Source organism: Thermophilibacter sp. ET337 (assembly GCF_024733715.1).
In the GTDB taxonomy this organism is placed as follows: domain Bacteria; phylum Actinomycetota; class Coriobacteriia; order Coriobacteriales; family Atopobiaceae; genus Thermophilibacter.
The window spans coordinates 225,534-251,769 of sequence record NZ_JANRHO010000001.1; the positions used below are offsets into that span (position 1 = coordinate 225,534).

Here is a 26,236-nt window from a genome sequence, read left to right on the forward strand (position 1 = left end):
CGCACGCCCACACGCTTTCCCCCTGGCGCCCGGAATCCATCCATTTTGTGGTGGGTTCCGGGCGTCCCCCCGCAGGTCACAGATGCGCTACACTCTGCCCGGCCATCACCGCGCAAAGAGAAATCGAGGAGCCATGTCACTGAAGTTCGACGCCTCTGCACGCACCTTCTCCATCCACACCGTGGGCTCCACCTATCAGATGAAGGTCGACGAACACGGCTACCTTCTTCACCTCTACTACGGCGCACGCGCCGAGGGCGACCTCTCCTACCTCGTCACCTACGCCGACCGCAGCGGCATGTGCGGCTGCCCGCACGACGTCGCGGACCGCACCTACTCGCTCGACGTCCTGCCCCAGGAGTACGCCTTCCAGGGCACCGGCGACATGCGAAGCCCCCTGCTCATGGTCCGTGGCGCCGACGGCACCTTCGGCTGCGACCTGCGCTACGTCTGCCACGAGATCCGCCCCGGCAAGTACGGCCTGCCGGGCCTTCCCGCCGCCTACGCAGATGGCGAGGCCGACGGCGCCGAGACCCTCTCGATCACCCTCGCGGACCAGCGCCTGGGCCTCGAGGTCGAGCTGCTCTACGGCGTGCTGCCCCAGATCGACGTCATCACGCGCGCGGCGGTGATCCGCAACAACGGCACGGGCCGCGTCACCGTGGAGAAGGCCCAGACCGCCTGCCTCGACTTCGTCTCCGGCGACTTCGACGTCATCACCTTCGACGGGCGCCACGCCATGGAGCGCCGTCCTTCTCGCCGCCCGGTGACCAACGGCTCCTTTAGCGTGGGCAGCCGCCGTGGCATGTCCTCCAACCAGTACAACCCCGTCATGATCCTCTGCGACCACGACGCCACCGAGACCGCGGGCCGCTGCTGGTCCATGAGCTTCGTCTACAGCGGCAGCTTCCTCGCCGAGGTCGAGCGCGACCAGTACGAGCAGACCCGCATGCAGATGGGCCTGGCCTCCGACCTCTTCTCCTACCCGCTCGAGCCGGGCGAGAAGATCGTGGCGCCGGAGGTCCTCATGACCTACTCCGGTGCGGGCCTCGAGAGAATCTCCCACAACCTGCATCGCTGCATCCGCCGTCACGTGTGCCGCGGGCCCTGGCGCGACAGCCCGCGCCCCGTGCTCATCAACTCCTGGGAGGCCTGCTACTTCGACTTCACGGGCGACAAGCTCGTGGAGCTCGCCAAGAAGGCGGCCGAGCTGGGCCTCGACATGCTCGTCATGGACGACGGCTGGTTCGGCGCGCGCAACGACGACCACCGCGGCCTGGGCGACTGGCACCCCAACATGGCCAAGCTCGGCGGCACCGTGGCGGACCTCGCGCGCCGCGTGAACGAGGTGGGCCTGGGGTTTGGCATCTGGGTCGAGCCCGAGATGGTCAACGAGGATTCCGACCTGTTCCGCGCGCACCCCGACTGGGCGCTCTCCGTCCCCGGCAAGGACCCGGTGCTCGGCCGCGACCAGCTGGTGCTCGACCTCTCGCGGCCCGAGGTGCGCGACAACCTCTTCGAGCAGCTCTGCGCCGTGCTCGACCAGGGCGGGATCGACTACGTCAAGTGGGACTACAACCGCTCGATCGTGGACGTGCACTCCCGCGCGGCGAGCGACCAGGGCAAGGTCCTCTACGACTACATGCTCGGCCTCTACGACCTGCTCGAGCGCATCGTGAGCCGCTACCCAGACCTGCTGATCGAGGGCTGCTCCGCCGGCGGCGGCCGCTTTGACGCCGGCATGCTCCACTACACGCCCCAGATCTGGACCTCGGACAACACCGACGCGCGCAACCGCATGGAGATCCAGTACGGCACCTCCTTCGGCTACCCCTGCTCCGCGGTGGGCGCCCACGTCTCCGCCTGCCCCAACGAGATCACGGGCCGCACCATCCCGCTCGGCGCGCGCGGCACCGTGGCCATGGCCGGCGGCGCCTTTGGCTACGAGCTCGACCTCATGGAGCTGAACGACCGCGCGTGCGAGATCATCCGCACGCAGGTCAAGACCTACCGCCAGATCGAGCACCTCGTGCGCGAGGGCCTGCTCTACCGCCTCTCCGACCCCAAGGACGCCGACGTGGCCTCCTGGGAGTTCGTCTCCGAGGACGGCCGCGAGGCGCTCGTGTGCGCCGTCGTGACGCGCGTTGACGGCTACGGCAAGGCCAACTACGTCGTGCCGCGCGGCCTCACGCCCGGCGCGCGCTACCGCATGGTGAGCAACGGGACCGTGTACTCCGCGGACGCCCTGATGGACATGGGCCTGCCGCTCACGGTGCCCGCCGGCCCGTACGAGAACTTCATGTACCGCCTCGAGCGGGTGGACTAGGCGCGCATACGCGTGTTGCCGCCCCGAGGTTTCTCTGCGAGAAGTGCGCTTCGCGGAACTTCTCTCCGAGAAACCTCGGGGCGGCGCGTCTTTGCCCGTTGTCGGGTGACCAGGTTCTGGTTGAGGGGTTAGCGGATTACCCAGGCGGTGGTGTCGGTGGGGAGCTTGCCGTCATTGAGTGGTGCGCTGGCGAGAAGGACCTCGCCGGCGGGGAGCTTCACGGGCTCTGGGCCAAAGTTGGTCACGCTCGTGAGGGCGCGGCCGTCGGCGGTGGGGCGGGTGTAGGCGATGACCTGGTCGTCGTAGCCGTCCGCCCACGAAAGCGACGTGTCGCCGGTGGCCGTGAGGAGCTCGGCGCGCGCGGAGAGGGCGCGGCGGTAGAACTTGAGCATGGAGTCCTTCTCGGTCTCCTCGATGTCTACCGCGTGCTGGGCGAACCACGCGGGCTGCGGCAGGTGCGCGGGCTTATGATCGGCCGGAGCGGAGAAGCCGAAGTCGCCGGTCTCGTCGACGGCCCTCCAGGGCAGCGGCACGCGGCAGCCGTCGCGGCCCTTGATGGCGTCGCCGTGGCTCGTCATGGTGGCCTCGGGGTCCTCGAGCGCGTCCCAGGGGATGTCGGCCACCTCAAAGAGGCCCAGCTCCTCGCCCTGGTAGAGGTAGACCGAGCCGGGCAGGCCCAGCTCCATGAGCAGCGCGGCGCGGGCGCGTCGGGTGCCGAGCTCGCGGTCCTCGTAGTAGGTCGTGCCGTCGCGGAGCAGCCAGTCGTTCACGAGCTGGTGGTGCGTCGCGGAGCGGACCTGCGGCAGGCCGTAGCGCGTGGGGTGGCGCGCCATGTCGTGGTTGGAGAGGACCCAGGTGGTGGTGGAGCCGGAGCGCTCGGCGGCGTCGAGGCCCTCCTCGATGGCGCGGCGCAGCTCGTCGGCGAACCACCCCGCCTTGGAGAGCTCGAAGTTGAAGACCTGGCCCAGCTCGTCGGTGGAGGCGTACATCCACTGGTGCTCCGGCACGACCCACGCCTCCGCCACGGCAAAGCGCGCGGGCTCGTACTCGTTGAAGACCTGGCGCCACTCGCGGTAGATCTCGTGGACCTCGGGGCGGTCCCACAGGGGGTTCTCGTCGCCGGGCTCGCCCTCGTCGAGGTTGTCGGGCCACTCGTCGAGCGGCCGGCTGTCGAGGTCCTTGGCCAGGGCGTGCGCCACGTCGATGCGGAAGCCGTCCGCGCCGCGGTCGCTCCAGAAGCGCAGGGTCTTCTTGAAGTCCTCGCGCACCTCGGGGTTCTTCCAGTTGAGGTCGGCCTGCTCCACGGCAAACAGGTGCAGGTACCACTCGCCGTCGCCCACCGGCTCCCAGCCGGGGCCGCCGAAGGTTGACTTCCAGCCGTTGGGGGGCAGCTCGCCGTTCTCGCCGCGGCCGGGGCGGAAGATGTAGCGGTCGCGCTCCGGGGAGCCGGGGCCGGCGGCGAGCGCGGCCTTGAACCACTCGTGCTCGGTGGAGGTGTGATTGGGGACGATGTCCACGATCACCTTGATGCCCGCGGCGTGTGCGGCGGCGGCCATCTCGTCGAAGTCCTCGAGCGTGCCCAGGCGCGGGTCGACGTTGCGATAGTCCGCCACGTCGTAGCCGCCGTCGACGAGCGGGGAGGGGTAGAACGGGGAGAGCCAGATCGCGTCGATGCCCAGGGCGCGCAGGTAGTCCATGTGGGCGGTGATGCCTCGGATGTCGCCGAGGCCGTCGCCGTTTGCGTCATAGAAGCTGCGCGGGTACACCTGGTACACCACCGCCTGCTTCCACCACTCCTCGTTACCGTTGATGAGCGTCATGCGTTCTCCTTTCCTGGTTCAAAGTGATCCAAAAGGGGACAGTCTCCTTTTGGATCATGTTTACGAGAGGTGCCAGATGTCGCGGTCGTACTCGCGGATGGTGCGGTCGGACGAGAAGAACCCGGACTTGGCCACGTTCACGAGGGTCTTCTCGCCCCACGCGGCGCGGTCCTCGTAGTCGGCGAGGCAGCGCTCCTTCACCGCAACGTAGTCGCGCGCGTCGAGCAGCGCCATGAAGTAGTCCTTGGCAATAAAGTCCCGGTAGACGCGGGTGATGCAGCCTGCGTCGCCGCGCGCGAGCAGCTCGGGCGAGCAGATGAAGTCGAGCACCTCCGCGAGCTCGCCGTCAGAGCCCCAGAGATCCCACGGCCGGTAGTCGCCGCGGTCGTAGAGGCCGATGACCTCGTCGGAGGAGCGGCCGAAGAGATAGATGTTCTCCCTGCCCACGAGCTCCGCGATCTCCACGTTGGCGCCGTCGAGGGTCCCCAGCGTCACCGCGCCGTTTGCCATGAACTTCATGTTGGAGGTGCCGCTCGCCTCCTTGGACGCGAGCGAGATCTGCTCGGAGACGTCAGCGGCGGGGATGAGGTGCTCGGCCGCCGTTACGTTGTAGTTCTCCACGAAGACGAGACGCAGCCACGGCGCGACCTCAGGGTCCTCCGCGATGAGACGACCAAGGGCCAGGAGCAGGGCGATCGTGTCCTTGGCCAGGGTGTATGCCGGCGCCGCCTTGGCGCCGAAGACCATGGTGAGCGGCCTGTTGGGAACGTTTCCACGCTTGATCTGAAGATACTTCCAGATGGCGTAGAGGGCGTTCATCTGCTGGCGCTTGTACTGGTGCATGCGCTTGACCTGGATGTCGAAGATCGAGTGCGGGTCCACCTCGATGTTCTTCTCGGCGCGCAGCCACGCCGCCAGGCGCCCCTTGTTGCCCTCCTTGACCCCCAGGAGCCGCTGGACGAAGCCGGCGTCACCGCTCAGGGCGAGAAGGTCCTCCAGCTTGGAGGCGTCGCGGACCCACCCGTCGCCGATGGCGTCGGTCACCAGGGCGGCCAGTGCCGGGTTGCAATCCATGAGCCAGCGGCGGAAGGTGATGCCGTTGGTCTTGTTTGAGAACTTATCGGGGTAGAGCTCGGCGAAGGGGCGCATCTCGGACTCCACGAGGATCTGCGTGTGGAGCGCGGCCACCCCGTTCACGGCGTGGCTGAAGTGCACGTCTATGGCGGCCATGTGCACGACGTCGTCACTGTCGATTACCGCGACGGCCGGGTCCTCGGAGCGCGTGCGGGCGAGCGCGTCGAGCTTGCGAATGACGGGCACGATGCCGGGCGCCACCTGCTCGATGTAGCCCATCGGCCAGGTCTCGAGCGCCTCGGCGAGGATGGTGTGGTTGGTGTAGCCGCAGGTGCGCTCCACGATGTCGGCGGCGTCCTCGAACGCGATGCCGCGCTCCACGAGCAGGCGCACCAGCTCGGGGATGACCATCGAGGGATGGGTGTCGTTGATGTGCACGGCAACGTGGCGGTCGAGCTCCTCGGGCGCGTATCCGCGACCCTCGAGCTCAGCGAGGGTGAGCTGCGCCCCGGCGGAGACCATGAAGTACTGCTGGTAGACGCGCAGGAGGCGGCCGGCCTCGTCGGAGTCGTCAGGGTAGAGGAAGCTCGTGAGGCCATGTTGGACGTCGCCCTTGTCAAAGGCGATGCCGCTCTCGGGGGCCGGCGAGGGCTCCTCCACGTCAAAGAGGTGCAGCCGGTTGACCACGCCGTTCTCGTAGCCCGGCACCTCGATGTCGTACATCCGTGCCGTGAGTGGGCCAAAGCCAAAGGGGACCGAGAAGGACGTGCCCGTGTCGATCAGCCAGGACTCGGGCTCGATCCAGGGGTTGGGCTCCTCGCGCTGAACGCCCTCGGAGAGGTCCTGCCGAAAGAGGCCGTAGTGGTAGTTGAGGCCCACGCCGTCGCCGGGCAGCCCGAGCGAGGCGATGGAGTCAAGGAAGCACGCGGCGAGCCTCCCGAGGCCGCCGTTGCCGAGCGAGGGCTCGGGCTCGCAGTCCTCCACGGCGGAAAGCGTGGTGCCGTGGGCGGAGAGGATACGCTCGACCTCATCTGCCAGGCCGAGGTTCACCAGGTTGGCGCGCAGAAGGCGCCCCACCAGGAACTCGGCGGAGAAGTAGTAGAGCTTGCGGTCGCCCGTAGCAGGGGGCATCCCCGTCTGGAGGTCGCGCACCGTGCGCAGCAGGGCGCAGAAGATCTGCGCGTTCGTGGCGTCGTCGAGCGTGGCGCCCATCTCAGCGAGTGCCCGGCCCAGGTTCTTCTCGATATCCATCGGTATTCTCCTTCCCGTTCTCGCGTCGTCTCTATATGTGGAAACGGAACTGTCCAGTTCTCATGATCCCGGCACCGCCGACGGGGGCGGCGTCCCTGCGCGCGTAGTCGTCGGGGACGACCTTGATCGGCGGCAGTCGGTGGTAGAGCTCCATCTGCCGGCGCACGCGGTCGGCGAGCTCGCGGCTCGCAAATCCCGGGCGCGCCCGCCAGACCCAGTTGCCCCCGAGCGTGGACGGCGTGTTGACGCGCGCGTCGCTGCCCAGTCCCAGCAGGTCCTGCATCTGCACCACGGCGGTGTCGGCGGGGCTCGCCCAGATGGCGCGCATCATGCCCCAGCCCTCGCCCTCGGCCGGGTCGAGGTGCAGGTACTCGCGGGCGAGGGCGACGTCACCCTCCGGCGCCGTCTCGAGCCAGCCGAGCGCGGTGTCGTTGTCGTGCGTGCCCACGTAGGCGATGCAGTTGGCGGGATATGAGAAGGGCAGGTACGCGGCGCCCGTGCCATCACGCGTGTCGAAGGCGAACTCGAGGACCTTCATTCCGGGAAAACCCGATTCCTCGAGCAGGCGGCGCACCGAGTCGGTGAGGTAGCCGAGGTCCTCCGCCACGATGTCGCAGCGGCCGAGCCGCTGCTCCAGCACGCGGAAGAGGTCGATGCCGGGGCCGTTGCGCCACCGACCGCCCGCCGCCGTCACGGCGCCCGCGGGGATGGCGAAGTAGGAGTCGAAGCCGCGGAAGTGGTCGATGCGCAGGACGTCGTAGAGCCGCAGCTGGAAGGCGACGCGCTGACACCACCACTCGTAGCCGTCCGCCTTCATGCGGTCCCAGGCAAAAAGCGGGTTGCCCCAGATCTGGCCGATATCGGAGAAGCCGTCGGGCGGCACGCCGGCGATCTCGCGGGGCCTGAGGTCGGCGTCGAGCTGGAACTGCTCAGGATGGCTCCAGACGTCCGCGCTGTCCAGAGCCACGTAGAAGGGGAGGTCGCCCATGATGCGCACGCCCGCGGCCCGCGCGTAGTCGTGCAGGCGCTCCCATTGCGAGAAGAACAGGCACTGGACGCCCTGCCAGAAGGCGACGTCCTCGGCGAGCTTCTCGTGCGCCCGGGAGAGCGCGTCGGCGCGGCACAGGCGCACCCCGTCCGGCCAGGTGTGCCAGGGCGTGCCGTGGTGGAGGTCCTTGAGGGCCATGAAGAGGGCATAGTCGTCGAGCCAGGTCGCCTCGCGCTCGCAGAAGCGGGCGAGTTCGTCCGGGCGCGTCTTCTGGAGGCGCTCCACGGCGCGGCGCAGCACGTCGAAGCGACCGCGGTAGAGGGCTCCGTAGTCGACGCGCTCGGGATCTGACCCCCAGTCCACGCCCGCGTACTCGCCGCGCTCGAGCAGGCCCTCGGCCGCGAGGTCGTCAAGGTCGATGAGGTAGGGGTTGCCGGCGTAGGTCGAGAAGGACTGGTAGGGCGAGTCCCCGTAGCCGGTGGGCACGATGGGGAGCACCTGCCAGATCGACACGCCGGCGCGTGCCAGGAAGTCGACGAACGCGCGCGCCTCGCCTCCGAGCGTGCCCACCCCCCAGGGGGAGGGGAGCGAGGTGATGGGCATGAGGATGCCCGAGGTTCTCATGCGTCCTCCTTTCGCGGCGGGACGTCCCGCCGCCATCGCGGGTCAGAGGGAGCGGACGCTCTCTCGCTCGACGAGCTCGAAGTCCACGAGCTCGTGGGTTGCCGGGGAGCCGTCGCGCAGGGCGCCCAGGAGGAGCTTTGCGGCACGCTCGGCGAGGCGTGCGGCGTCCTGGCGGATCGTCGTGATGCGGGGGACGGCGTACTGGGAGAAGGCGGTGTCGTCAAAGCCGACGAGCGAGACGTCGCCGGGCACGCTGAGCCCCCGGTCGACGATGGCGCGCAGCGCGCCGAAGGCGACGACGTCTCCGAGCGCGAAGACGGCGGTGAGGTCGCCCGTGCGCTCGAGGAGCCTGCGTGTGGCCTCGTAGCCGCCGATCTCGATGAAGTCACAGGGCTCGTAGTCGCGCTCGTAGTCGAGCTCGATGCCGTGCTCGCGCAGAGCCTGCTCGGCGCCGCGCAGGCGCAGCTCGCCGATCTGCCCGCTCGCACGGTTGCCGCCGACGATGCCGATGCGCCGGTGCCCGCGCTCCAGCAGGTGCCCCACGGCGCTTCTCGCTGCGGCGACGTTGTCGATGGTGACGCTCGAGAGGTTGGCAAAGCCGAGCTGGCTCGCGTCCGCGGTCACCAGGACGGCCGGAGTCTCGATCTCGTGGAAGGACGCGCGGAAGCTCTCGAGCTCGCCGCCGAGGAAGACCATCCCCTTGGGGTGGCGCGCCTGCTGGTAGTCGACGGCGGCGCGGACCTCGTCGACGTCTCCGTTGAGGTAGGTGACGACGAGCTCCTCGTCCTCGCGCGCGAGCGCGGCCTGCAGGGGCCCGAGGATGTCGTCGAACATGCGGTTTCCGACGCCCATCACAAAGACGGCCACGGGCGTCTGGGAGCGCATCTTGAGGTAGCGCGCGTTGGAGTTGGGCTCGTAGCCGAGCTCGGCCATGACGGCGAGGATGCGCTCGCGGGCGCGGTCGCTCACGTTGGGCTGGTCGTTGATGACGCGCGAGACCGTGCCCACGCCGTAGCCCGACTTCGCTGCGATGTCGCGGATGTCCATGGCCTCGTCCTTCTCGCCTTCATGGAAACGTTTCCAATTACTGTTGGCAGACTTATACCACGGCATGGGGCGCGCGGGGGCGAGAAGTACGAATTGCCGCCCGCCGCCACAATCCGACCGCTCGCCGCGTCTGTCAATTGGGGCTGTCAATTGGGGACGTGTTATTTTGTGCAGACGATTTGGGACAGGTTATGCGCACGAAATAACACGTCCCCAATTGACAGACGCACCCTGCCGTGAGGGTATGTACACCTTCCTGGCCCGGCCGTTCTTCTCGGCAACGCTCTGACCTGCGATTTTACAGCCCGCATTCGATGGTGAGGTGTACATACCCTCAAGGGCTGGTGTGCACACCCTGGCGACAAGCCCGTCTGTTGCCCGCGGGTTTCCGCCGCGTGGCGGCGCGTTGCGGGCCTGCGTCCAACGTTACGGTCCATGCGCCGGCTCGTTAACTCCCGTTCGCCGCCCGTCTCCAGCAACCTGAAGCCTGCCACCATCGCCCCGTCACGTCCGCACGACAGGGGGAGGGAACCATGTACGACAGCGGATCTACCGCCTTCATGCTCGTCTGCACCATGCTCGTACTGCTCATGACGCCGGGGCTCGCGTTTTTCTACGGCGGCCTGGCCCGGCGCAAGAACGTCGTCAACACGATGCTCATGTGCTTTGCCGTCATCGGCATCGTGGGGCTCACGTGGGTCGTCGCCGGCTGGTCGTTTGCCTACGGCGGCGACGGCTCGCTCTCGTGGTTTGGCGGCTTCGACCAGCTGGGGCTTGTCGGCCTGGTCTCCGGCATGCTGTCCGAGGCCGCGAGCGTGCCCGCCGACGCCGTCTATCCGAGCCTCGTCGACGTGTGCTTCCAGATGGCCTTCGCCATGATCACCGCCGCCATCGTCACCGGCTCGGTCGCCGGCCGCATGCGCTTTGGCGCGGTGCTCGCCTTCGTCGGCGCGTGGTCGCTCGTGGTGTACGCGCCGCTCGCGCACATGGTCTGGGGCGGCGAGGGGTCGCTGATCGGCGACGTCATCGGCGCGCTCGACTTTGCCGGTGGCGACGTGGTCCACATCAGCTCCGGCGTCACGGGTCTGATCTTGTGCGTCGCCCTCGGCGGCCGCAAGGGCTTTGGCCTCAAGAGCTATCGCCCGCACAACGTGCCCTTCGTCGCGCTGGGCGCGGGGCTTCTGTGGCTCGGCTGGTTTGGCTTCAACGGCGGATCGGAGTTCGCCGCCGACGAGGTGGCGGCCCTGGCCGTCCTCAACACGGTGGTCTCCAGCGCGGCCGGCTTGGCGTCCTGGCTCGTGGTGGAGCGCGTCGCCTCCGGCACGCCCTCGCTCGTGGGGGCCTGCACGGGCCTGGTCGCGGGCCTCGTCGTGGTGACGCCGGCGGCGGGCTTTGTGGAGCCGTGGGCCGCGGTGCTCATGGGCCTTCTCGTCTCGCCCGTCTGTTACCTCGCGATCTCCAGGCTCAAGGCGCGCTTTGGCTATGACGACGCGCTCGACGCGTTTGGCTGCCACGGCGTGGGCGGCCTGCTCGGCGGCGTGCTGACCGGTCTCTTCTGCGTTCCGGAGCTCTCCTGGACCGGCGTGGGAGGTCTGCTCTACACCGGCAGCCCCGACCTTCTCGTGAGCCAGGTGCTCGGCATCCTGGTTACGCTCGCGATCGTCGTGGTGCTTGACCTGCTGCTCGTCGCCGCGGTGCGCGCCGCGTTTGGCGGTCTGCGCGTGAGCGAGCGCGACGAGGCGCTGGGCCTGGACGTCTCGGCCCACGGCGAGAGCGCCTATCCGGCCTTCACCGGCCTCGACTCCTGATCGACCCGACCACGTCAACCGCCCGAGGAGGCACCATGAAAAAGATCACCGCGATCGTTCGGCCCGAGAAGCTCGAGGAGCTCAAGGACGCGCTCAACGAGAAGGGCGTCCACGGCATGACCGTCTACGAGTGCATGGGGTGCGGCAGCCAGCACGGCTGGACCGAGTACTACCGCGGAAAACCCGTCATGCTCAACATGATCCCCAAGGTCAAAATTGAGCTCGTCGTCAACAACGCGCAGGTTGACGGGTTGATCGACCTGCTCTGCGAGGTCGCGCGCACCGGCGAGGTGGGAGATGGCAAGATCTTCGTCTACCCCGTGGAGGAGTGCGTGCGCATTCGCACCGGCGAGCGCGGCGTCAAGGCCGTGTGACGGCGTCGGGCGGCCAGGGAGGGGCCGCCCTTCTCGCCCGCCTTCTCGCCTGGCTCCCGAGGGTATATACGCCCGCCCCCGAGGGTATGTACACCCAGCCGTCGAGTGCAGGCCGCAAAACCGCAGGTCAAAGCACTGCCGAGAAGAACGCGCCGCCTGGGTGGTGTACATACCCTCATGGCTGGGTGTACATACCCTCACGGGGCGCCTGCCGCTAGACGCTCTCCACGGGGAAGAGGCCGCCGTGGCCGCCGATGACGCCATCCGGGACGTCGAGCACGTAGGAGCCGCAGCAGTTGACGATCGTGGTGCCGCAGGGGTGCTCGCGGACGCGCTCGATGCGGCCGTACTCCATGTGGACGTGACCGTGCAGCAGGTAGCGCGGGCGCGTGCGCTCGAGCAGGGTCCCAAACGCCTCGAAGCCGCGGTGCGGCAGGTCGTCGAGGTCGCCGTAGCCGCGCGCCGGGGCGTGGGTCACCAGCAGGTCCACGCCCCCCGTCGCGCTGGCGAGAAGCGCCATCCGCGCCGCGCGCCGCGCCATCTCGGCCTCGGTGTAGCCGTGCACCTCGGGGTTGTAGCGGATCGAGCCGCCGAGCCCCATGACGCGCAGCCCGCCGACGTCGACCACGCGCCCGTCCACGGACACGCAGCCCTCGGGCGCGTGGGCGTCGTAGGCAGTGTCGTGGTTGCCCGGCACGTAGAGCAGCGGCACGTTGGCGAGCGTCACGATGTGCTCGAGGTAGACCGCCGGCAGGTCGCCGCAGGACACGACGAGGTCGACGCCGGCCACGCGCTCGGCGTCCCAGCGCTCGTAGAGCCAGCCCTCCTCCACGTCCGCGATGGCGAGGATCCTCATGCCCGCCGCCCCCTAGCGCGCCGTGTCCTTGAGCAGCACCGTCGAGGGGTCCACGGGGATCACGCCCGCGACCTCCACTTCGACGAGGCCGTCGCGGTCGAGCTCGCGCTGCTCGGGCAGCCGTCCCGCCACGTTCTCGTTGAGCCAGCGCATGCGAACGATCTGCTCGCTCGTGAGCCGTCCCGCCTCCGGGCCCTGCACCACGTCGCCGCCCTGCGCGCGGAGCTCCCCGGTGAAGGGGTGCACGCGCCCGGAGAGCACCGACTGGCGCAGCACGTCCACGAGCATGCGCTGGCCGCGCGGCAGCTCGTCTGCGAGCCGCACGTCGAGCACGCCGGCGGACATGCCCCACCAGTAGTTGAGCGACTGCCCCTGGATCTTCTCGCCCTCCTTCTTCCACGTGTCGTTTCTGATGGAGCGGACGAGCATCTCGTAGTAGCGGCCCCACTTCCACACCGGTTCGGCGAGGTGGGTCTCGGCGCCGTTCTCCTCCACGCGGTAGAGGCCCCAGGACTCCTTGGGCGCGAGCGGGTTGGCGTAGTCGCGCCCGGAGATGATGTGGACGCCCTCCTCGCGCAGCTCGCGGCGCCAGTCGTAGTCCTTGGCCGAGAACCACTTGAGGTAGACGGTCGCGTAGGGGTCCACCATCTGGGCGCCGATGGCGAAGGCGTTGATCTCCGCCACGGTCGAGAAGACCGGGGACTCCGCCACGTATCCCACCTTGTGGTGGCCCGCCAGGCTCGCGGCGAGCGCGCCGAGCAGGAACTTTGCCTCGTACATGCGCCCGTAGAAGCCGCGCACCGCGCTGTGCGAGAGGCTCACGGAGCAGTTGAGGTAGGCCGGGCCCGGGTGCTCGGCGGCGGCGCGCAGCGCCTGGCGCATCTGCGTGGGGGCGCAGGAGACGATGAGGTCCGCCTTGTGCTCGATCGCCTCCTCGACGGCCTGGTCGAAGGCGGCGTCGGAGCTGCGGTCGGTGAAGGCGTGGGTGGCGACGGTCCCGCCGAGGCGCTCCTCGAGCTTGATGCGCCCGCGCTCGTGCAGGCTGATCCAGCCCGAGGAGAGCGGGTTGCGGTCGTAGATGAATGCCACGCGGAAGGGCTTGGCGAGCACGGCCTTCTTGGCGAGGTTCTTGAGCTTGGGAAGCGGCGCAGTGCGGTCCGCGCTCGGGTCCTCGAGGTAGGCGCGGGCGCCCTCGCCCTGGGCCACCACGAACTCGTCCCAGATCTTGCTCACCTGGGCGTCGACGTCGCGCGGGGACAGGCCGCGCACATGCTCGAAGCCAAAGATGCTCACGTAGTAGGCGAGGGCGTCGCCCACCTGCAGGTCGAGCGCGTCGCCGCCGTGGGCGTGGAAGGAGGCGGCAAAGCCGTCGAAAAGCGCCCTCAGGTCGCGCACCACGTCATCGGGCCAGGGGGTCTCGAGGTCCTGGCCGAGCAGGGCCGCCAGGTGCGCGTAGAAGCCCTCCTCGGACGAGGTGATGCCGTAGATGGGGCACACGCGGTAGAAGCGCGTGAACTCGTGGTAGACGCGCAGGCCCTTCTCGTCGGAGGGCATGGGCGTCACGCGGGTGATGTTTGCCAGGATCGTGGGCATGCCCAGGTAGCGCGAGACCGAGACGCGCTTGTTGCCCTCCTGGACGTAGAAGCGCTGGAGGTACTCGTAGACCACGATCGGGTCGCGCAGGCCCTCGGCGCGCTGGGAGTCGATGAGGTCGCTCCACTTGGAGGCAAACTCCGAGCCCGGCTCGGCGATGGGGTAAAACCCGCTCGAGAACATGTTCTGGCGGCCGCGAGTCTTGGTCCCGGCGATCAGCGCGAGGTCGATCTCGGCGAGGCCCACGGGCACCTCGCCCTGATAGCCCTGGTTCTTGAGGATGTCGTCGAGGGCGGGCGGATAGGGGTAGCGGCCGTCCGAGACGTCTCGCTCGACCTGCTTGAGGCCGAGCTTGCGGGCCTTGGCGTAGTCCTCGAGCATGCGGGCTCCCTCCTGCGCGAGACCGTTCCCATACATGGTAGCGAATCGCGCGGGGAGACGGGACGCAACATGCCCGTGCGCAAGAAATCCGCTCGCCGGGCGAGAAGAACCGTCCGGTTGCCGCACGTCCCCGCGGCAGGTGCGGCTTCCGGACGCTTCTCGGGCCGGAAGCGACCGGACGCCGCACGTTCTTATCGGCCGCCGCGCTCTTCTCGCCCCAAGGTTTCTCGCCCGTTTCCGGTCCGCGTCCCGCGGATGGCAAACAAACGACGCGCGGGTGGCGAGCTCGTAGCGAGTTCGTCTCGGTTTTCTCCCCGGCCGCGGCGGCGCCCTAGACTCGCCATGGAAGCCAGAAGAGGGGAGCCCCATGAGCGAGAAGAACCACGAGCCCGGCCTCTATCGCCCGGAGTACGAGCACGACGCCTGCGGCATCGGCGCGATCGCGCACCTGCGCGGCGTCCGCAGCCACCAGACGCTCGACGACGCGCTCTCGGTTCTCGTGAACCTCGAGCACCGCGGCGGCACGGGCCTGGAGCGCAACACCGGCGACGGCGCGGGCGTGCTCTTTCAGGTTCCGCACCGCTTCTTCCGCAAGGAGGCGCAGAAGGAGGGCCAGCTCCTGCCCGACGAGGGGGACTACGGCGTGGCCATGCTCTTCCTCCCGCACGACGACCCGGAGGGCGTGGCCGCGGCGCGTCAGGTCTTTGAGCGCGGGTGCGCCGAGTGCGGCGTGCCGCTCATGTTCTGGCGCGCGGTGCCGGTGGACCCGCACGACCTGGGCTCCACGGCGCGCGCCTGCATGCCCACGATCTACCAGGCGTTCCTTCGCCGCCCCGAGGACGTCCCCCGCGGTCAGGACTTCGAGCGGCGCCTCTACGTGACCCGCCGCGCCATCGAGCGCGCCGCCGACGCAAGCCCCGCGCTCGCCGGCAAGATCTTCTACGTGTGCAGCATGTCCAGCCGCACGATCGTCTACAAGGGCATGCTCGTGGCCACCCAGATGCGCCGCTTCTACCTGGACCTGGGCGACGCCGCGGTCGAGACGGCGCTCGCCCTCGTGCACTCGCGCTACTCCACCAACACCACGCCCTCCTGGGAGCGCGCCCACCCCAACCGCTACCTCATCCACAACGGCGAGATCAACACCTTGCGCGGCAACGTGAGCTGGGTCCGCGCTCGCGAGCCCGAGCTCTACTCGCCGGTGCTGGGCGCCGACCTCGAGCGCGTGCTGCCCATCATCAACCGCGAGGGGTCGGACTCCGCGATCCTCGACAACGTTCTGGAGTTTCTCGTCATGAACGGGCGCGCGCTCGACCGCGCCGTGACGCTCATGATGCCGGAGCCCTGGGACAACAACCCCGCGCTCTCCGACCGCCGTCGCGCCTACGACGCCTACCAGTCCATGCTCATGGAACCCTGGGACGGGCCAGCGGCGATCGTCTTCACCGACGGGCGCACGGTGGGCGCCGCGCTCGACCGCAACGGCCTGCGCCCGGCGCGCTACTACGTGACGCGCGACGATCGCCTGATCCTTGCCTCCGAGGTGGGCACGATCGACATCGACCCCGTAAACGTCCTCTCCACGGGATGCCTCGGCCCGGGCGAGATGCTCGAGGTCGACCCCGTCCAGGGTCGCGTGATCGGCAACGACGAGATCCGCGACCGCCTGGCCGCCGAGAAGCCCTACCGCTCCTGGCTCGACCAGGAGACCGTTGACCTCGCCGATCTGCCCGCGCCTGCGCGGTTGACAATAGATCCTGACGCTATTGTCAACTCGGCTGCAGAACTCGCGGCGGACCTTGGCGAGGCCGGGCGCTCCGGTGACGAGCTCCCCCTCACGCAGCGCATGGCCCGTCTCGGCTGGCACTACGACGACGTCGACGAGGTCGTGCGCCCCATGGCCGAGAAGGCCTCGGTGCCGCTGGCCTCGATGGGCGTGGACGCGCCCCTCGCGTGCCTCTCGACCAAGGCGCGCTCGTTCTTCGACTACTTCAACCAGCTCTTCGCCCAGGTGACCAACCCGCCGATCGACGCGCTGCGCGAGAGCATGGTCACGAGCACCACGCTCTACCTCGGCAACCACGGCAACCTCCTCGAGGACTGTCGCGACGTCTGCCGTCTCGTGCGCCTGCCCGGCCCCATCCTCTCGGACGAGGACTTCGAGCGCGTGTGCGCCATCGACCTCGTGGGCTTTAAGGTCGCGCGCGTCCGCGCCGCCTACCCGCGCTCCGGCGGCGACGGCGCCCTCGAGCGCGCTCTCGACGAGCTTGCCGAGGAGGCCGAGAAGAGCGTGCGCTCCGGCGCCAACATCCTCATCGTCTCGGACCGCGCGAGAGACGGCGAGGTCAGCGTGCCGTCGCTGCTCGCGCTCGGGTGCGTGCACAACCACCTCATCCGCTGCGGCCTGCGCACCCGCGCCGACCTCGTGGTGGAGACCGGCGACGCGCTCAGCGCGCACGACTTCGCGTGCCTCGTGTCCTTCTCGGCCTCCGCGGTCCACCCCTACCTGGCCCACGACTGCGTCCGGGACCTCTGCGCCCGCGGCGAGCTCGCCCTGCCCGCGAAGGAGGCGCTCGCCAACTACGACCGCGCGGTCACGGCGGGCATCGTCTCGATCATGTCCAAGATGGGCATCTCCACGATGCAGGGCTACCACTCCGCGCAGATCTTTGAGGCCCTGGGCCTCTCCGAGGAGCTGGTCGAGAAGTACCTCACGTTTACGGCCACGCGCGTGGGCGGCCTCACGGTCGCCGACCTCCAGCGCGAGCTCGACGCGCGCTACGACGCCGCGGCGGCCCTGGAGGCAAGCCCCGCGCCCGAGCAGCTCCCTACGCTCGGCCTCACCAAGTGGCGCGCCCACGACGGCGAGGAGCACCTCATCGACCCCCAAGCCATCTACCTGTTGCAGCGTGCCTGCCGCGAGGGGGACTACGACCTCTTCAAGGAGTTCTCCGCGTGGGTGCACCGGTCCGGTCGCGCCGTCACCCTGCGCGACCTCATGGACTTCTCGCCCGCCGGGCAGCCCGTGCCGCTCGAGGAGGTCGAGCCCGTCGAGCAGATCGTGCGGCGCTTCAACACCGGGGCCATGAGCTACGGCTCCATATCCCGCGAGCAGCACGAGTGCCTGGCCATCGCGATGAACCGCCTGCACGGGCGCTCCAACACCGGCGAGGGCGGCGAGGACCCGGCGCGCGAGATGGCGCTCCCAAACGGCGACTCCGCCCGCTCGGCCATCAAGCAGGTGGCCTCGGGTCGCTTTGGCGTCACGAGCCGCTACCTGGTCTCGGCCGACGAGATCCAGATCAAGATGGCGCAGGGGGCCAAGCCCGGCGAGGGCGGCCACCTGCCCGGCCGCAAGGTCTACCCCTGGATCGCGGAGGTGCGCCAGTCCACGCCGGGCGTGGGGCTGATCTCGCCGCCGCCGCACCACGACATCTACTCGATCGAGGACCTTGCGGAGCTCATCTTTGACCTCAAGAACGCCAACCCCGAGGCGCGCGTCTCGGTGAAGCTCTGCGCGCTCGCCGGGGTGGGCACCATCGCCACGGGCGTCGCCAAGGGCGGGGCCGACAAGATCTTGATCTCCGGGCACAACGGCGGGACGGGGGCCGCCCCGCGCGACTCCATCTACCACGCCGGCATCCCCTTCGAGATCGGCCTGGCCGAGACCCAACAGACGCTGCTTCGAAACGGCCTGCGCTCGCGCGTGGTCCTGGAGACCGACGGCAAGCTCATGAGCGGGCGCGACGTGGCCATGGCGGCGCTTCTGGGCGCCGAGGAGTTTGGCTTCGCCACGATGCCGCTCATCGCCTGCGGCTGCCTGATGCAGCGCGACTGTCAGCGCGACACCTGCCCGGCGGGCATCGCCACCCAGGACTGCCGCCTGCGCGCTCGCTTCTCGGGCAGGCCCGAGCACGTGGTCAACTACATGACGTTCGTGGCAGAGGAGCTGCGCGAGATCATGGCCGGGCTCGGCTTTCGCACCGTGGACGAGATGGTGGGGCGCGCGGACTGCCTGCGCCAGGTCCCCGTGGAGGGCGAGAAGAACTGGAAGGCCAACCTCCTGGACCTCTCCGACCTCCTCGCCTGCGCGAGGCCCGAGTTCGGGCAGGGCATCCCCGGCGCCGCGAGCCCGCGCTTCCTGCCCGAGATGGCCGCCGACCTGAGGATCGGGCGCACGCTCGACGCCACGCTGCTCGTGCCCTACACCGCCTCGGCCCGCGAGCACCTCGAGCCGGTGCGCCTGCGCGCGGACATCGACAACGTCAACCGCTGCGTGGGCACGCTGCTGGGAAGCCGCGTGACGGCGGCGCACCCCGAGGGCCTGCCCGAGGGCTCGGTCACGGTGGACTGCGAGGGCTCGGCGGGCCAGAGCTTCGGGGCGTTTCTGCCCGCGGGCGTCACACTCAACGTCTCCGGCGACGCCAACGACTACTTTGGCAAGGGGCTCTCGGGAGGCGTGCTCTCGGTGCGGCCCCCCGAGAAGGCGACGTACAAGTTCGACGAGAACGTCATCGTGGGCAACGTGGCCTTCTACGGCGCCACGGGCGGCCGCGGCTTTGTGAACGGTCGCGCCGGCCAACGCTTCTGCGTGCGCAACTCCGGCGCGACGGTGGTCGTGGAGGGCGTGGGCGCGCACGGCTGCGAGTACATGACCGGCGGGCGTGTGGTGGTCCTCGGCGAGGTGGGCCCCAACTTCGCGGCCGGCATGTCGGGCGGGCTGGCCTTTGTCTACGACCGCCTGGGGACGCTCGCCGCGCGCTGCAACACGGAGCTCGTGGACCTTCTCGCCCCGTCCGCAGACGAGCTCGCCGCCGTGCGCACCCTCGTGGAGGAGCACGTGCGACGCACCCAGAGCCCGCGCGGCATCAAGATGCTCTACCAGTGGGCGGACGCGAGCGCGCGCTTCGTGAAGGTGGCGCCGCGCGACTACGAGCGCGTCCTGGCCTACGTGGCGCAGGCCGAGGCTGCCGGGCGCGACCGCGGCGAGGCGCTGACGTACGCGTTCGACAAGATGAGGGAGGCATAGTATGGGAAGGCCCGGGGCATATCTGAGCGTGGGGCGTCGCGCCCACGAGCTGCGACCGGTTTTAGAGCGCACCCGCGACTACGACGAGCTCTACGAGCAGCTCTCGCCTGAGCTGCAGCGGGAGCAGGCGAGCCGCTGCATGATGTGCGGCGTGGCCTTCTGCCAGGCCGGAACGGGCTTTGGCGGGGCGCGGCCGAGCGGGTGCCCGCTGCACAACCTCATCCCCGAATGGAACGACCTCGTCTGGCGGGGCCTCTGGCGCGAGGCGGCGGAGCGGCTCGCGCTCACCTCGCCGCTGCCCGAGTTCACGAGCCGCGTGTGCCCGGCGCTGTGCGAGGCTGCCTGCAACCTGGGCTGCCATGACGAGCCCGAGACCATCCACGACAACGAGCGGGCGATCTCGGACTGGGAGTGGGCCCACGGCGGTCCGCGACGGTTCGCCCCGGCGGCCGAGGGCGCGCCCCGCGTTGCCGTGGTGGGCTCGGGCCCGGCGGGGCTCGCGGCGGCCTGGGAGCTCGCCCGCCGCGGCGCGCACGTGAGCGTCGTGGAGCGCGCCGACCGCGCGGGGGGCCTGCTCACGTACGGCATCCCCAACATGAAGCTTCCCAAGGACGTGGTCGCCCGACGCGTGCGCCTCATGGAGGAGCTGGGCGTGGAGTTTGTTCTCGGCACGGACGCGGCCGAGAGGGACGTGGCGTCGGGGCTGCTGGCGGGCTTCGACGCCGTGGTCGTGGCCGTGGGGGCGCGCGTGCCGCGCGGCCTCTCCGCGGCCGGCTTTGAGGAGGGGCTCGCGGCGGGCGGGGTGGTCTTTGCCGTGGACTACCTCGAGGCGTCCACGCGCGCGCTGCTCGACGGCGGCGAGCCCGCCGTGAGCGCGGCGGGCCTGGACGTGGTGGTGATCGGCGGGGGAGACACGGGCAACGACTGCCTGGGCACCGCGGTGCGCCAGGGAGCGCGGTCCGTGGCGCAGCTCGAGTTCCTGCCGCGCCCGGCGGACCCGGGCGAGCCGGGCGCCGTGCGCTGGCCGGAGTGGCCCTCCACGCTCAAGACCGACTACGGCCAGGCAGAGGCCATCGCGCTCATGGGCGGGGAGTGCCGCTCCTGGGCGGTCGACACGCGCGAGGTCCTTCTCGGCGCGGACGGGGCGGTGCGGGGCCTTGCGGTGGCGGACCTCGACTGGTCCGACGGCAGGCCGGAGCCGGTCGCGGGGAGCGTGCGGGAGCTGCCGGCGCAGCTCGTGCTCGTGGCGTGCGGATTCACGGGCCCGGAGCGGGCGGTGCTGGAGGCGCTCGGCGTGGCTGCGGGCGCGCGCGGGCTTCCGGCGTGCGAGCCCGGGTCTCACCGCGCGGCGGGGACGGACGCCGTCTATGTGGCGGGCGACGCGCGCACGGGGTCGTCGCTCGTGGTGAGCGCGATCGCCGACGCGATGGCGTGCGCGGGCGAGGTCGCCGCCGGGCTGGGGCTCTAGCCATGTGCCGCGAGGGGGGCATCGTCTGGATGGTCAAGGGCGAGGAGCGACCCTTCGAGCCGCTTGAGGACGTGCGGCGCCCCTGGCTCGAGGAGTCGGTGAGCTGGGGCGCGCCGGAGGGCGCCGAGCGCGACAAGGGCGACAAGGGCGACGAGGACGACGAGAGCGACGAGGCCCCGACCCTCGTGTGGCTGTGAGCTCCGGGCGCGCCGAGCTCCCGCCGGCGGCCTATGCGTCCGCGCCCGGGCGCCCGGCGTAGTCCCTGCCCGCCACGAGGCGGCGCAGCTCGGCCTCGTCCCCGCGCACGAAGGCCTCGGCGAGCGCCGGGTAGGCGAGGCGCGCCTCGTCGAAGAGGTCGGCGAAGCTCTCGTGGCGCACGCGGCCGTCGAAGGGGTCGCGCCAGGGCCGGCAGTCGAGGTTGGCGGCGGGGCACTCGTTGTCGCGGAGCACGAGGTGGGCGCAGGCCCGAACGCGCGCACTGCCAAACAGGGCGCGCTCGGCGGCGCCGGCGAGGCGTGCCCCGAGGGAGCCCGCCGGGTCGATCAGACGATAGAGGCGCTCGTAGTCGCGCACGCAGGAGGCGTACTCGCGCGGTCCCAGCGTCACGTCAAAGACGGAGAGGGCAAGCTGGGAGAGCAGCGCGCCCCCCACCCGCTCGATGCGCTCGGTGCGCATGAGGTTGGCGGCGGCGGGGCGCTCCTCGACGGTGGCGTCGCGCTTCTCCCAGAGGATCCAGGTGTCGATGTCCGACTCGATCAGGGCGTGCACCGCGCCGGAGCGGGCCTCGAGGTCATGGTCGGCCGCGCAGAGCGCCCGCTGCTGCGAGACCACGAAGGGGTGCGCCGCGCGGTCGAGGGCGTAGTGGCCAAGAAGGCCCAGCGCGAAGGCGCGGCCGGCGCGCATGTCGGTCTGCGGCAGGTGCCCCACTCCGTCGCGCAGCGCCATGAAGGCGCGCGTGACGCTGCCGCCCTGGATCTTGCGGCCGAGCTCATGGCAGCGCGAGGCGTGAGAGGGGAGCGTCGAGAAGCGCGCGAAGAGCGGGTCGGGCCCCTGGTTGCCCAGCAGGAAGGCGAGCAGCTCCTCCTCGCCGGCGAGCAGCCCCTCCGGCAGGGACGGCGCGATGTCCTCGCCGAAGATATGGTGCGTGATGATCGCGGGCATGCTCGCTCCTTTCTCGCATCCGTCTAGAGTACCGCATCGCGGGCGTCGTGCGGCTCGGCGTCGGCTCGCTTAAACGCTGCCGTACCGTTAAGCGCCGCTCGGCGGAAAGCCCTGTGTAAGCAAACCGTAAGGTGGCTATAAAAAGTAACGGGTGTTACCCCTTCAGGCACATAAGGGAAGCATAAAGGGAAAGGACCAGCCATGACCAACATCTCGCGCAGGAACTTCCTGGCCGGCGCCGCCGGCGCCACCGTCCTCGGCCTCGCCGCCTGCAACGGCAGCGACGGCGGCGACCAGCCCGCCGAGGGCCAGGTCGCCGAGAACAGCGTCGGCGCCTCCGAGGACCTCATCAAGGCCGCCCAGGAGGAGGGCAAGCTCGTGGTCTACGGCTCCTGCGAGGAGGACTACCTCGCCGCCGCCTGCACCCACTTCGAGGAGGTCTTTGGCATCGACGTCCAGTACCAGCGCCTCTCCACGGGCGAGGTTCAGGCCAAGGTCGAGGAGGAGAACGGCAACCCCACCGGCGACGTCTGGTTCGGCGGCACCACCGACCCGTACAACGTCGTGACCGCCGAGGGCCTGCTCGAGCCCTACGAGGCTGCCAACGCGAGCCACATCACCGACCCCAAGTACCAGGACGCCGACGGGAACTGGTACGGCATCTACACCGGCCTTCTCGGCATCATGTACAACAAGGACGAGGTCGAGCGCCTCGGCGTCACCCCGCCGGCCGACTTCGCCGACCTCATCGACCCGCAGTACCAGGGCCTCATCTGGTCCTCCAACTACAACACGGCCGGCACCGCCAAGCTCATCATCAACACGATGATCCAGAAGTACGGCCACGACGAGGGCATCCAGTTCCTCGTCGACCTCGACAAGAACGTCCAGGTCTACACCAAGTCCGGCTCCGGTCCGTCCAAGAACATCGGCACCGGCGAGTGCACGATTGGCCTGGGCTTCCTGCACGACGGCATCTTCCAGATCGTTGACAACGGCTACGAGAACATCGAGCTCGTCGTTCCGTCCTCCGGCACCTCCTGCGAGGTCGGCGCCACGGCCATCTTCAAGGGAGCCAAGCACCCCAATGCCGCCAAGCTCTGGATCGAGTACGCCCTCTCGCCCGAGTGCGTCGAGCTCGCTGCCCAGAACGGCTCCTACCAGTTCCTGGTCATCGACAACGCCGAGCAGCCCGCGATTGCCACCGAGTTCGGCCTCGACCCGAACAACACGATGGACTACGACTTCGAGGACGCCAAGGCCAACACCGACACCTACGTCGCTGAGGTCATGGAGGCCCTCGGCGGTGGCGACGACCGCTTCGAGACCGAGGACGCATAAAGCCCCGGACCTGCTTTCTTATCGCCCGCCACGGCGGGACACGCGTGATCTGAGCCGCGCCGGGCGGATCTTCATCCGCCCGGCGCCCCTCCATGTAAGACGACCTATGAGAAGGGGTGGCTATGGCTAGAACCCAGAGCGCTGAGCTTGACCGCAAGAAGCTCCTGGCCGATCCCATCATGATCACCACGATCGTGGTGCTCATCGCGTTTCTGACGCTGTTCATCCTGTACCCGCTCGCGATCTTGCTGGTGGACAGCTTCATCACCGAGCGCGGGCCGAGTCTGGAGGTCTTCCAGCGCATCTTCGAGATGCACACCTTCACGACGGCCATCACCAACACGCTCGCCGTCGGCCTGCTCGTGAGCGTGGCGTCGGCGCTCGTGGGACTGCTCTTCGCCTACGTCGAGGTCTACGTGAAGCTGCGCACGCGCTTCCTCTCGGGCCTCTTCAAGGTGGTCTCGATGCTGCCGGTGGTCTCGCCGCCGTTTGTGCTCTCGCTCTCGGTGATCATGCTCTTTGGCAAGGCTGGCATCATCACTCGCTACCTGCTCGGTATCTACGACAACTCGGTCTACGGCTTCTGGGGCATCTTCGTGGTCCAGACGCTCACGTTCTTCCCCGTGTGCTACATGATGCTGCGCGGCCTGCTCAAGAACATCGACCCGTCGCTCGAGGAGGCGGCCCGCGACATGGGCGCCTCCCGCTGGAAGGTCTTCACGTCCGTCACGCTGCCGCTCGTGCTGCCGGGCCTGGGCAACGCGTTTCTCGTCACCTTCATCGAGTCGATCGCCGACTTTGCCAACCCCATGATCATCGGCGGCTCCTACGACACGCTGGCCACCACGATCTACCTGCAGATCACGGGCGCCTACGACAAGGAGGGCGCCGCCGCGATGGCCGTGGTGCTGCTGTGCATCACGCTGCTCATGTTCATCGTGCAGAAGTACGTGCTCGAGGCCAAGAGCACGGCCACGCTCACCGGCAAGGCCTCCCGCGCCCGCATGCTCATCACCGACCGCTCCGTGACGCTGCCGCTCACCATCCTGTGCGGCGCGGTGGCCCTCTTCGTCGTGATCATGTACATCTGCGTGCCGTTCGGCGCCCTGTTCAAGACCTGGGGCTACGACTTCTCGCTCACGCCCAAGTGGTTCATCCAGGTCTTCGAGCGCTACCACGGCCTCGAGGCGTTCCGCGACTCCTTCGTGCTGTCGCTCATAGCCGCGCCGCTCACGGCCCTGCTCTCGATGATCATCTCCTACCTCGTGGTCAAGCGGAACTTCCGCACCAAGGGCTTCATCGAGTTCGTCTCTATGCTCGCGATGGCCGTGCCCGGCACGGTCCTGGGCGTCGGCTTCATCCGCGGCTTCTCCGCGGGCGTCTTCCGCACCGGCTTTCTCCAGGGGCTCTACGGCTCGGCGGCCATCCTGGTCATCGTCTTCATCGTGCGCTCGCTGCCCACGGGCACGCGCTCGGGCATCTCGGCGCTGCGCCAGATCGACAAGTCCATCGAGGAGAGCGCCTACGACATGGGCGCGGACAGCTTCACGGTCTTCCGCACGGTGACGCTGCCGCTCATCAAGGACTCGTTCCTCTCTGGCCTCGTGACGGCGTTCGTCCGCTCCATCACGGCCATCTCCGCGATCATCCTGCTCGTGACCCCGCAGTTCTTCCTCATCACGGTGCAGATCAACGAGTTTGCCGAGAAGGGCTCCTACGGCATCGCGTGCGCGTTCGCCACGATCTTGATCGCCATCACCTACGGCTCGGTTCTGCTCATGAACCTCGCCATCAAGCACTTTGGCACCAGCAAGTACACCGAGGAGGCATAACGTATGGCCAAGGAGAAGAAGGGCGTGCGCCTGGAGCACGTCTCCAAGATCTACCAGGACCCCAAGACCAAGAAGGACTTCTACGCGGTCCACGACGCCAACATCGAGATCGCGCCCGGCGAGTTCGTGACGCTGCTCGGCCCCTCGGGCTGCGGCAAGACCACGATCCTGCGCATGATCGCCGGCTTCGAGAGCCCCGACGAGGGAGAGATCTACCTCGGCGGCGAGCCCATCAACGAGCTCACGCCCAACAAGCGCGACACCGCGATGGTCTTCCAGAGCTACGCGCTGCTGCCGCACTACAACATCTTTGACAACGTGGCCTACGGCCTCAAGCTCCGCAAGCTGCCCAAGGAGGAGATTGCCGAGAAGGTCCACGCGATCCTCAAGCTCGTGGGCCTCGAGGGCATGGAGGACCGCATGACCAACCAGCTCTCGGGCGGACAGCAGCAGCGCGTGGCGCTCGCCCGCGCGCTGGTCATCGAGCCGGGCGTGCTGCTCTTCGACGAGCCGCTCTCCAACCTCGACGCCAAGCTCCGCGTTGACATGCGTAACGAGATCCGCCGCATCCAGCAGGCTGCCGGCATCACGGCCATCTACGTCACGCACGACCAGTCCGAGGCCATGGCGCTCTCCGACAACATCATCATCATGAAGAAGGGCGTCATCGACCAGGTGGGCGACCCGCACACGGTCTACTACCACCCGGTGGACGAGTTCGTGGCCGACTTCATCGGCGAGTCCAACTTCCTGCGCGGCAAGCTCAGCGAGAAGGACGGCGAGTCCGGCGTGGCGATGATCGAGGGGCACCCGGTAGAGGTTGCGAGCGTGGGGCACCTCTCTCAGGGCAGCGACGCCGTGCTCGTGCTGCGTCCCGAGGCGGCCAAGCTCGCCGACGAGGGCGTGCTCCCGTGCAAGGTGACGCTCTCGCGCTTCATGGGCAACTACCAGAACTACCAGGTCATGGTCGGCGACACGCTGGTCAAGATCACCGACTTCAACCCCAAGAACCACAAGATCTACGAGGTCGGCGACGAGGCGTTCGTGGCGTTCACGCCTGAGGACGTGCACGTGCTCTAGCGCGCGTCCTTCTCGTCCGCTCGTGTCCTTGGAGTTTGGACTTTTGTACGGCCATCCCGCCCCGCTCGTTAGTCGAGAAGGGCGGGATGGCCTATCTAGCTGCCCATATATGAAACAAAACGATAGCGCGCGAGGAAGTGGCCGTACAAAAGTCGGAGTTCGGCTGGGCGGGGGGCGCAGGCG

The 26,236-nt window shown here is 68.9% G+C and carries 16 protein-coding genes; 9 read left to right on the forward strand and 7 right to left on the reverse strand.

Features of this window, described 5'->3' with window-relative positions:
- Positions 1 to 133 precede the first annotated feature (133 nt).
- Positions 134 to 2,326, forward strand: coding sequence for an alpha-galactosidase (locus NW198_RS01060; protein WP_258339666.1), 2,193 nt, complete (start codon positions 134 to 136; stop codon positions 2,324 to 2,326).
- Positions 2,327 to 2,454: 128 nt separating this feature from the next.
- On the opposite strand, the gene NW198_RS01065 is transcribed toward NW198_RS01060, so the two are convergent.
- From NW198_RS01065 to NW198_RS01080, 4 genes are read right to left on the reverse strand one after another with little or no spacing between them, the layout of a single operon-like run.
- Positions 2,455 to 4,146, reverse strand: coding sequence for a glycoside hydrolase family 13 protein (locus NW198_RS01065; protein ID WP_258339667.1), 1,692 nt, complete (start codon positions 4,144 to 4,146; stop codon positions 2,455 to 2,457).
- Between the two features lie 60 nt (positions 4,147 to 4,206).
- Positions 4,207 to 6,471, reverse strand: a complete 2,265-nt coding sequence (locus NW198_RS01070; RefSeq protein ID WP_258339668.1) for a glycogen/starch/alpha-glucan phosphorylase — start codon at positions 6,469 to 6,471, stop codon at positions 4,207 to 4,209.
- Positions 6,472 to 6,502: 31 nt separating this feature from the next.
- On the reverse strand, positions 6,503 to 8,083 hold the full coding sequence (gene malQ, locus NW198_RS01075) for a 4-alpha-glucanotransferase (RefSeq protein WP_258339669.1): 1,581 nt from the start codon (positions 8,081 to 8,083) through the stop codon (positions 6,503 to 6,505).
- Between the two features lie 42 nt (positions 8,084 to 8,125).
- On the reverse strand, positions 8,126 to 9,130 hold the full coding sequence (locus tag NW198_RS01080) for a LacI family DNA-binding transcriptional regulator (protein ID WP_258339670.1): 1,005 nt from the start codon (positions 9,128 to 9,130) through the stop codon (positions 8,126 to 8,128).
- Positions 9,131 to 9,663: 533 nt separating this feature from the next.
- Between NW198_RS01080 and NW198_RS01085 the strand changes: the two genes are divergently transcribed.
- A complete protein-coding gene (locus NW198_RS01085) occupies positions 9,664 to 10,938 on the forward strand; it encodes an ammonium transporter (protein ID WP_258339672.1) in 1,275 nt (424 codons plus the stop codon).
- 35 nt (positions 10,939 to 10,973) lie between these two features.
- Complete coding sequence (locus tag NW198_RS01090) at positions 10,974 to 11,312, forward strand: P-II family nitrogen regulator (RefSeq protein WP_087313426.1); 339 nt, start codon at positions 10,974 to 10,976, stop codon at positions 11,310 to 11,312.
- A gap of 214 nt (positions 11,313 to 11,526) precedes the next feature.
- On the opposite strand, the gene NW198_RS01095 is transcribed toward NW198_RS01090, so the two are convergent.
- Complete coding sequence (locus NW198_RS01095) at positions 11,527 to 12,168, reverse strand: metallophosphoesterase family protein (protein WP_087313424.1); 642 nt, start codon at positions 12,166 to 12,168, stop codon at positions 11,527 to 11,529.
- A gap of 12 nt (positions 12,169 to 12,180) precedes the next feature.
- On the reverse strand, positions 12,181 to 14,142 hold the full coding sequence (locus NW198_RS01100) for a BMP family ABC transporter substrate-binding protein (RefSeq protein WP_087313422.1): 1,962 nt from the start codon (positions 14,140 to 14,142) through the stop codon (positions 12,181 to 12,183).
- Between the two features lie 367 nt (positions 14,143 to 14,509).
- Here NW198_RS01100 and gltB point away from each other — a divergent pair, with 367 nt between their 5' ends.
- The 3 genes from gltB to NW198_RS01115 are packed head-to-tail and all read left to right on the forward strand — an operon-like array spanning position 14,510 to position 20,836.
- Entirely contained in the window at positions 14,510 to 19,171 is a 4,662-nt protein-coding gene (gene gltB, locus NW198_RS01105) for a glutamate synthase large subunit (RefSeq protein WP_258339673.1), read from the forward strand.
- Position 19,172: 1 nt separating this feature from the next.
- The gene (locus tag NW198_RS01110; RefSeq protein ID WP_258339674.1) at positions 19,173 to 20,639 is read left to right on the forward strand and encodes a glutamate synthase subunit beta; all 1,467 of its coding nucleotides are present in this window, start codon (positions 19,173 to 19,175) and stop codon (positions 20,637 to 20,639) included.
- Between the two features lie 2 nt (positions 20,640 to 20,641).
- On the forward strand, positions 20,642 to 20,836 hold the full coding sequence (locus tag NW198_RS01115; RefSeq protein ID WP_258339675.1) for a hypothetical protein: 195 nt from the start codon (positions 20,642 to 20,644) through the stop codon (positions 20,834 to 20,836).
- A 31-nt stretch (positions 20,837 to 20,867) separates the two neighbouring features.
- On the opposite strand, the gene NW198_RS01120 is transcribed toward NW198_RS01115, so the two are convergent.
- Complete coding sequence (locus tag NW198_RS01120; protein ID WP_258339676.1) at positions 20,868 to 21,800, reverse strand: zinc dependent phospholipase C family protein; 933 nt, start codon at positions 21,798 to 21,800, stop codon at positions 20,868 to 20,870.
- Between the two features lie 201 nt (positions 21,801 to 22,001).
- On the opposite strand from NW198_RS01120, the gene NW198_RS01125 reads away from it, so the two are divergent.
- The 3 genes from NW198_RS01125 (at position 22,002) to NW198_RS01135 (ending at position 26,053) form a co-directional block, all read left to right on the forward strand.
- Positions 22,002 to 23,141: an ABC transporter substrate-binding protein gene (locus NW198_RS01125; RefSeq protein ID WP_087313400.1), complete on the forward strand. Its 1,140-nt coding sequence runs from the start codon at positions 22,002 to 22,004 to the stop codon at positions 23,139 to 23,141.
- Between the two features lie 122 nt (positions 23,142 to 23,263).
- Positions 23,264 to 24,973: an iron ABC transporter permease gene (locus tag NW198_RS01130; protein ID WP_258339677.1), complete on the forward strand. Its 1,710-nt coding sequence runs from the start codon at positions 23,264 to 23,266 to the stop codon at positions 24,971 to 24,973.
- A 3-nt stretch (positions 24,974 to 24,976) separates the two neighbouring features.
- Entirely contained in the window at positions 24,977 to 26,053 is a 1,077-nt protein-coding gene (locus NW198_RS01135) for an ABC transporter ATP-binding protein (RefSeq protein ID WP_258339678.1), read from the forward strand.
- Positions 26,054 to 26,236: the final 183 nt, after the last annotated feature.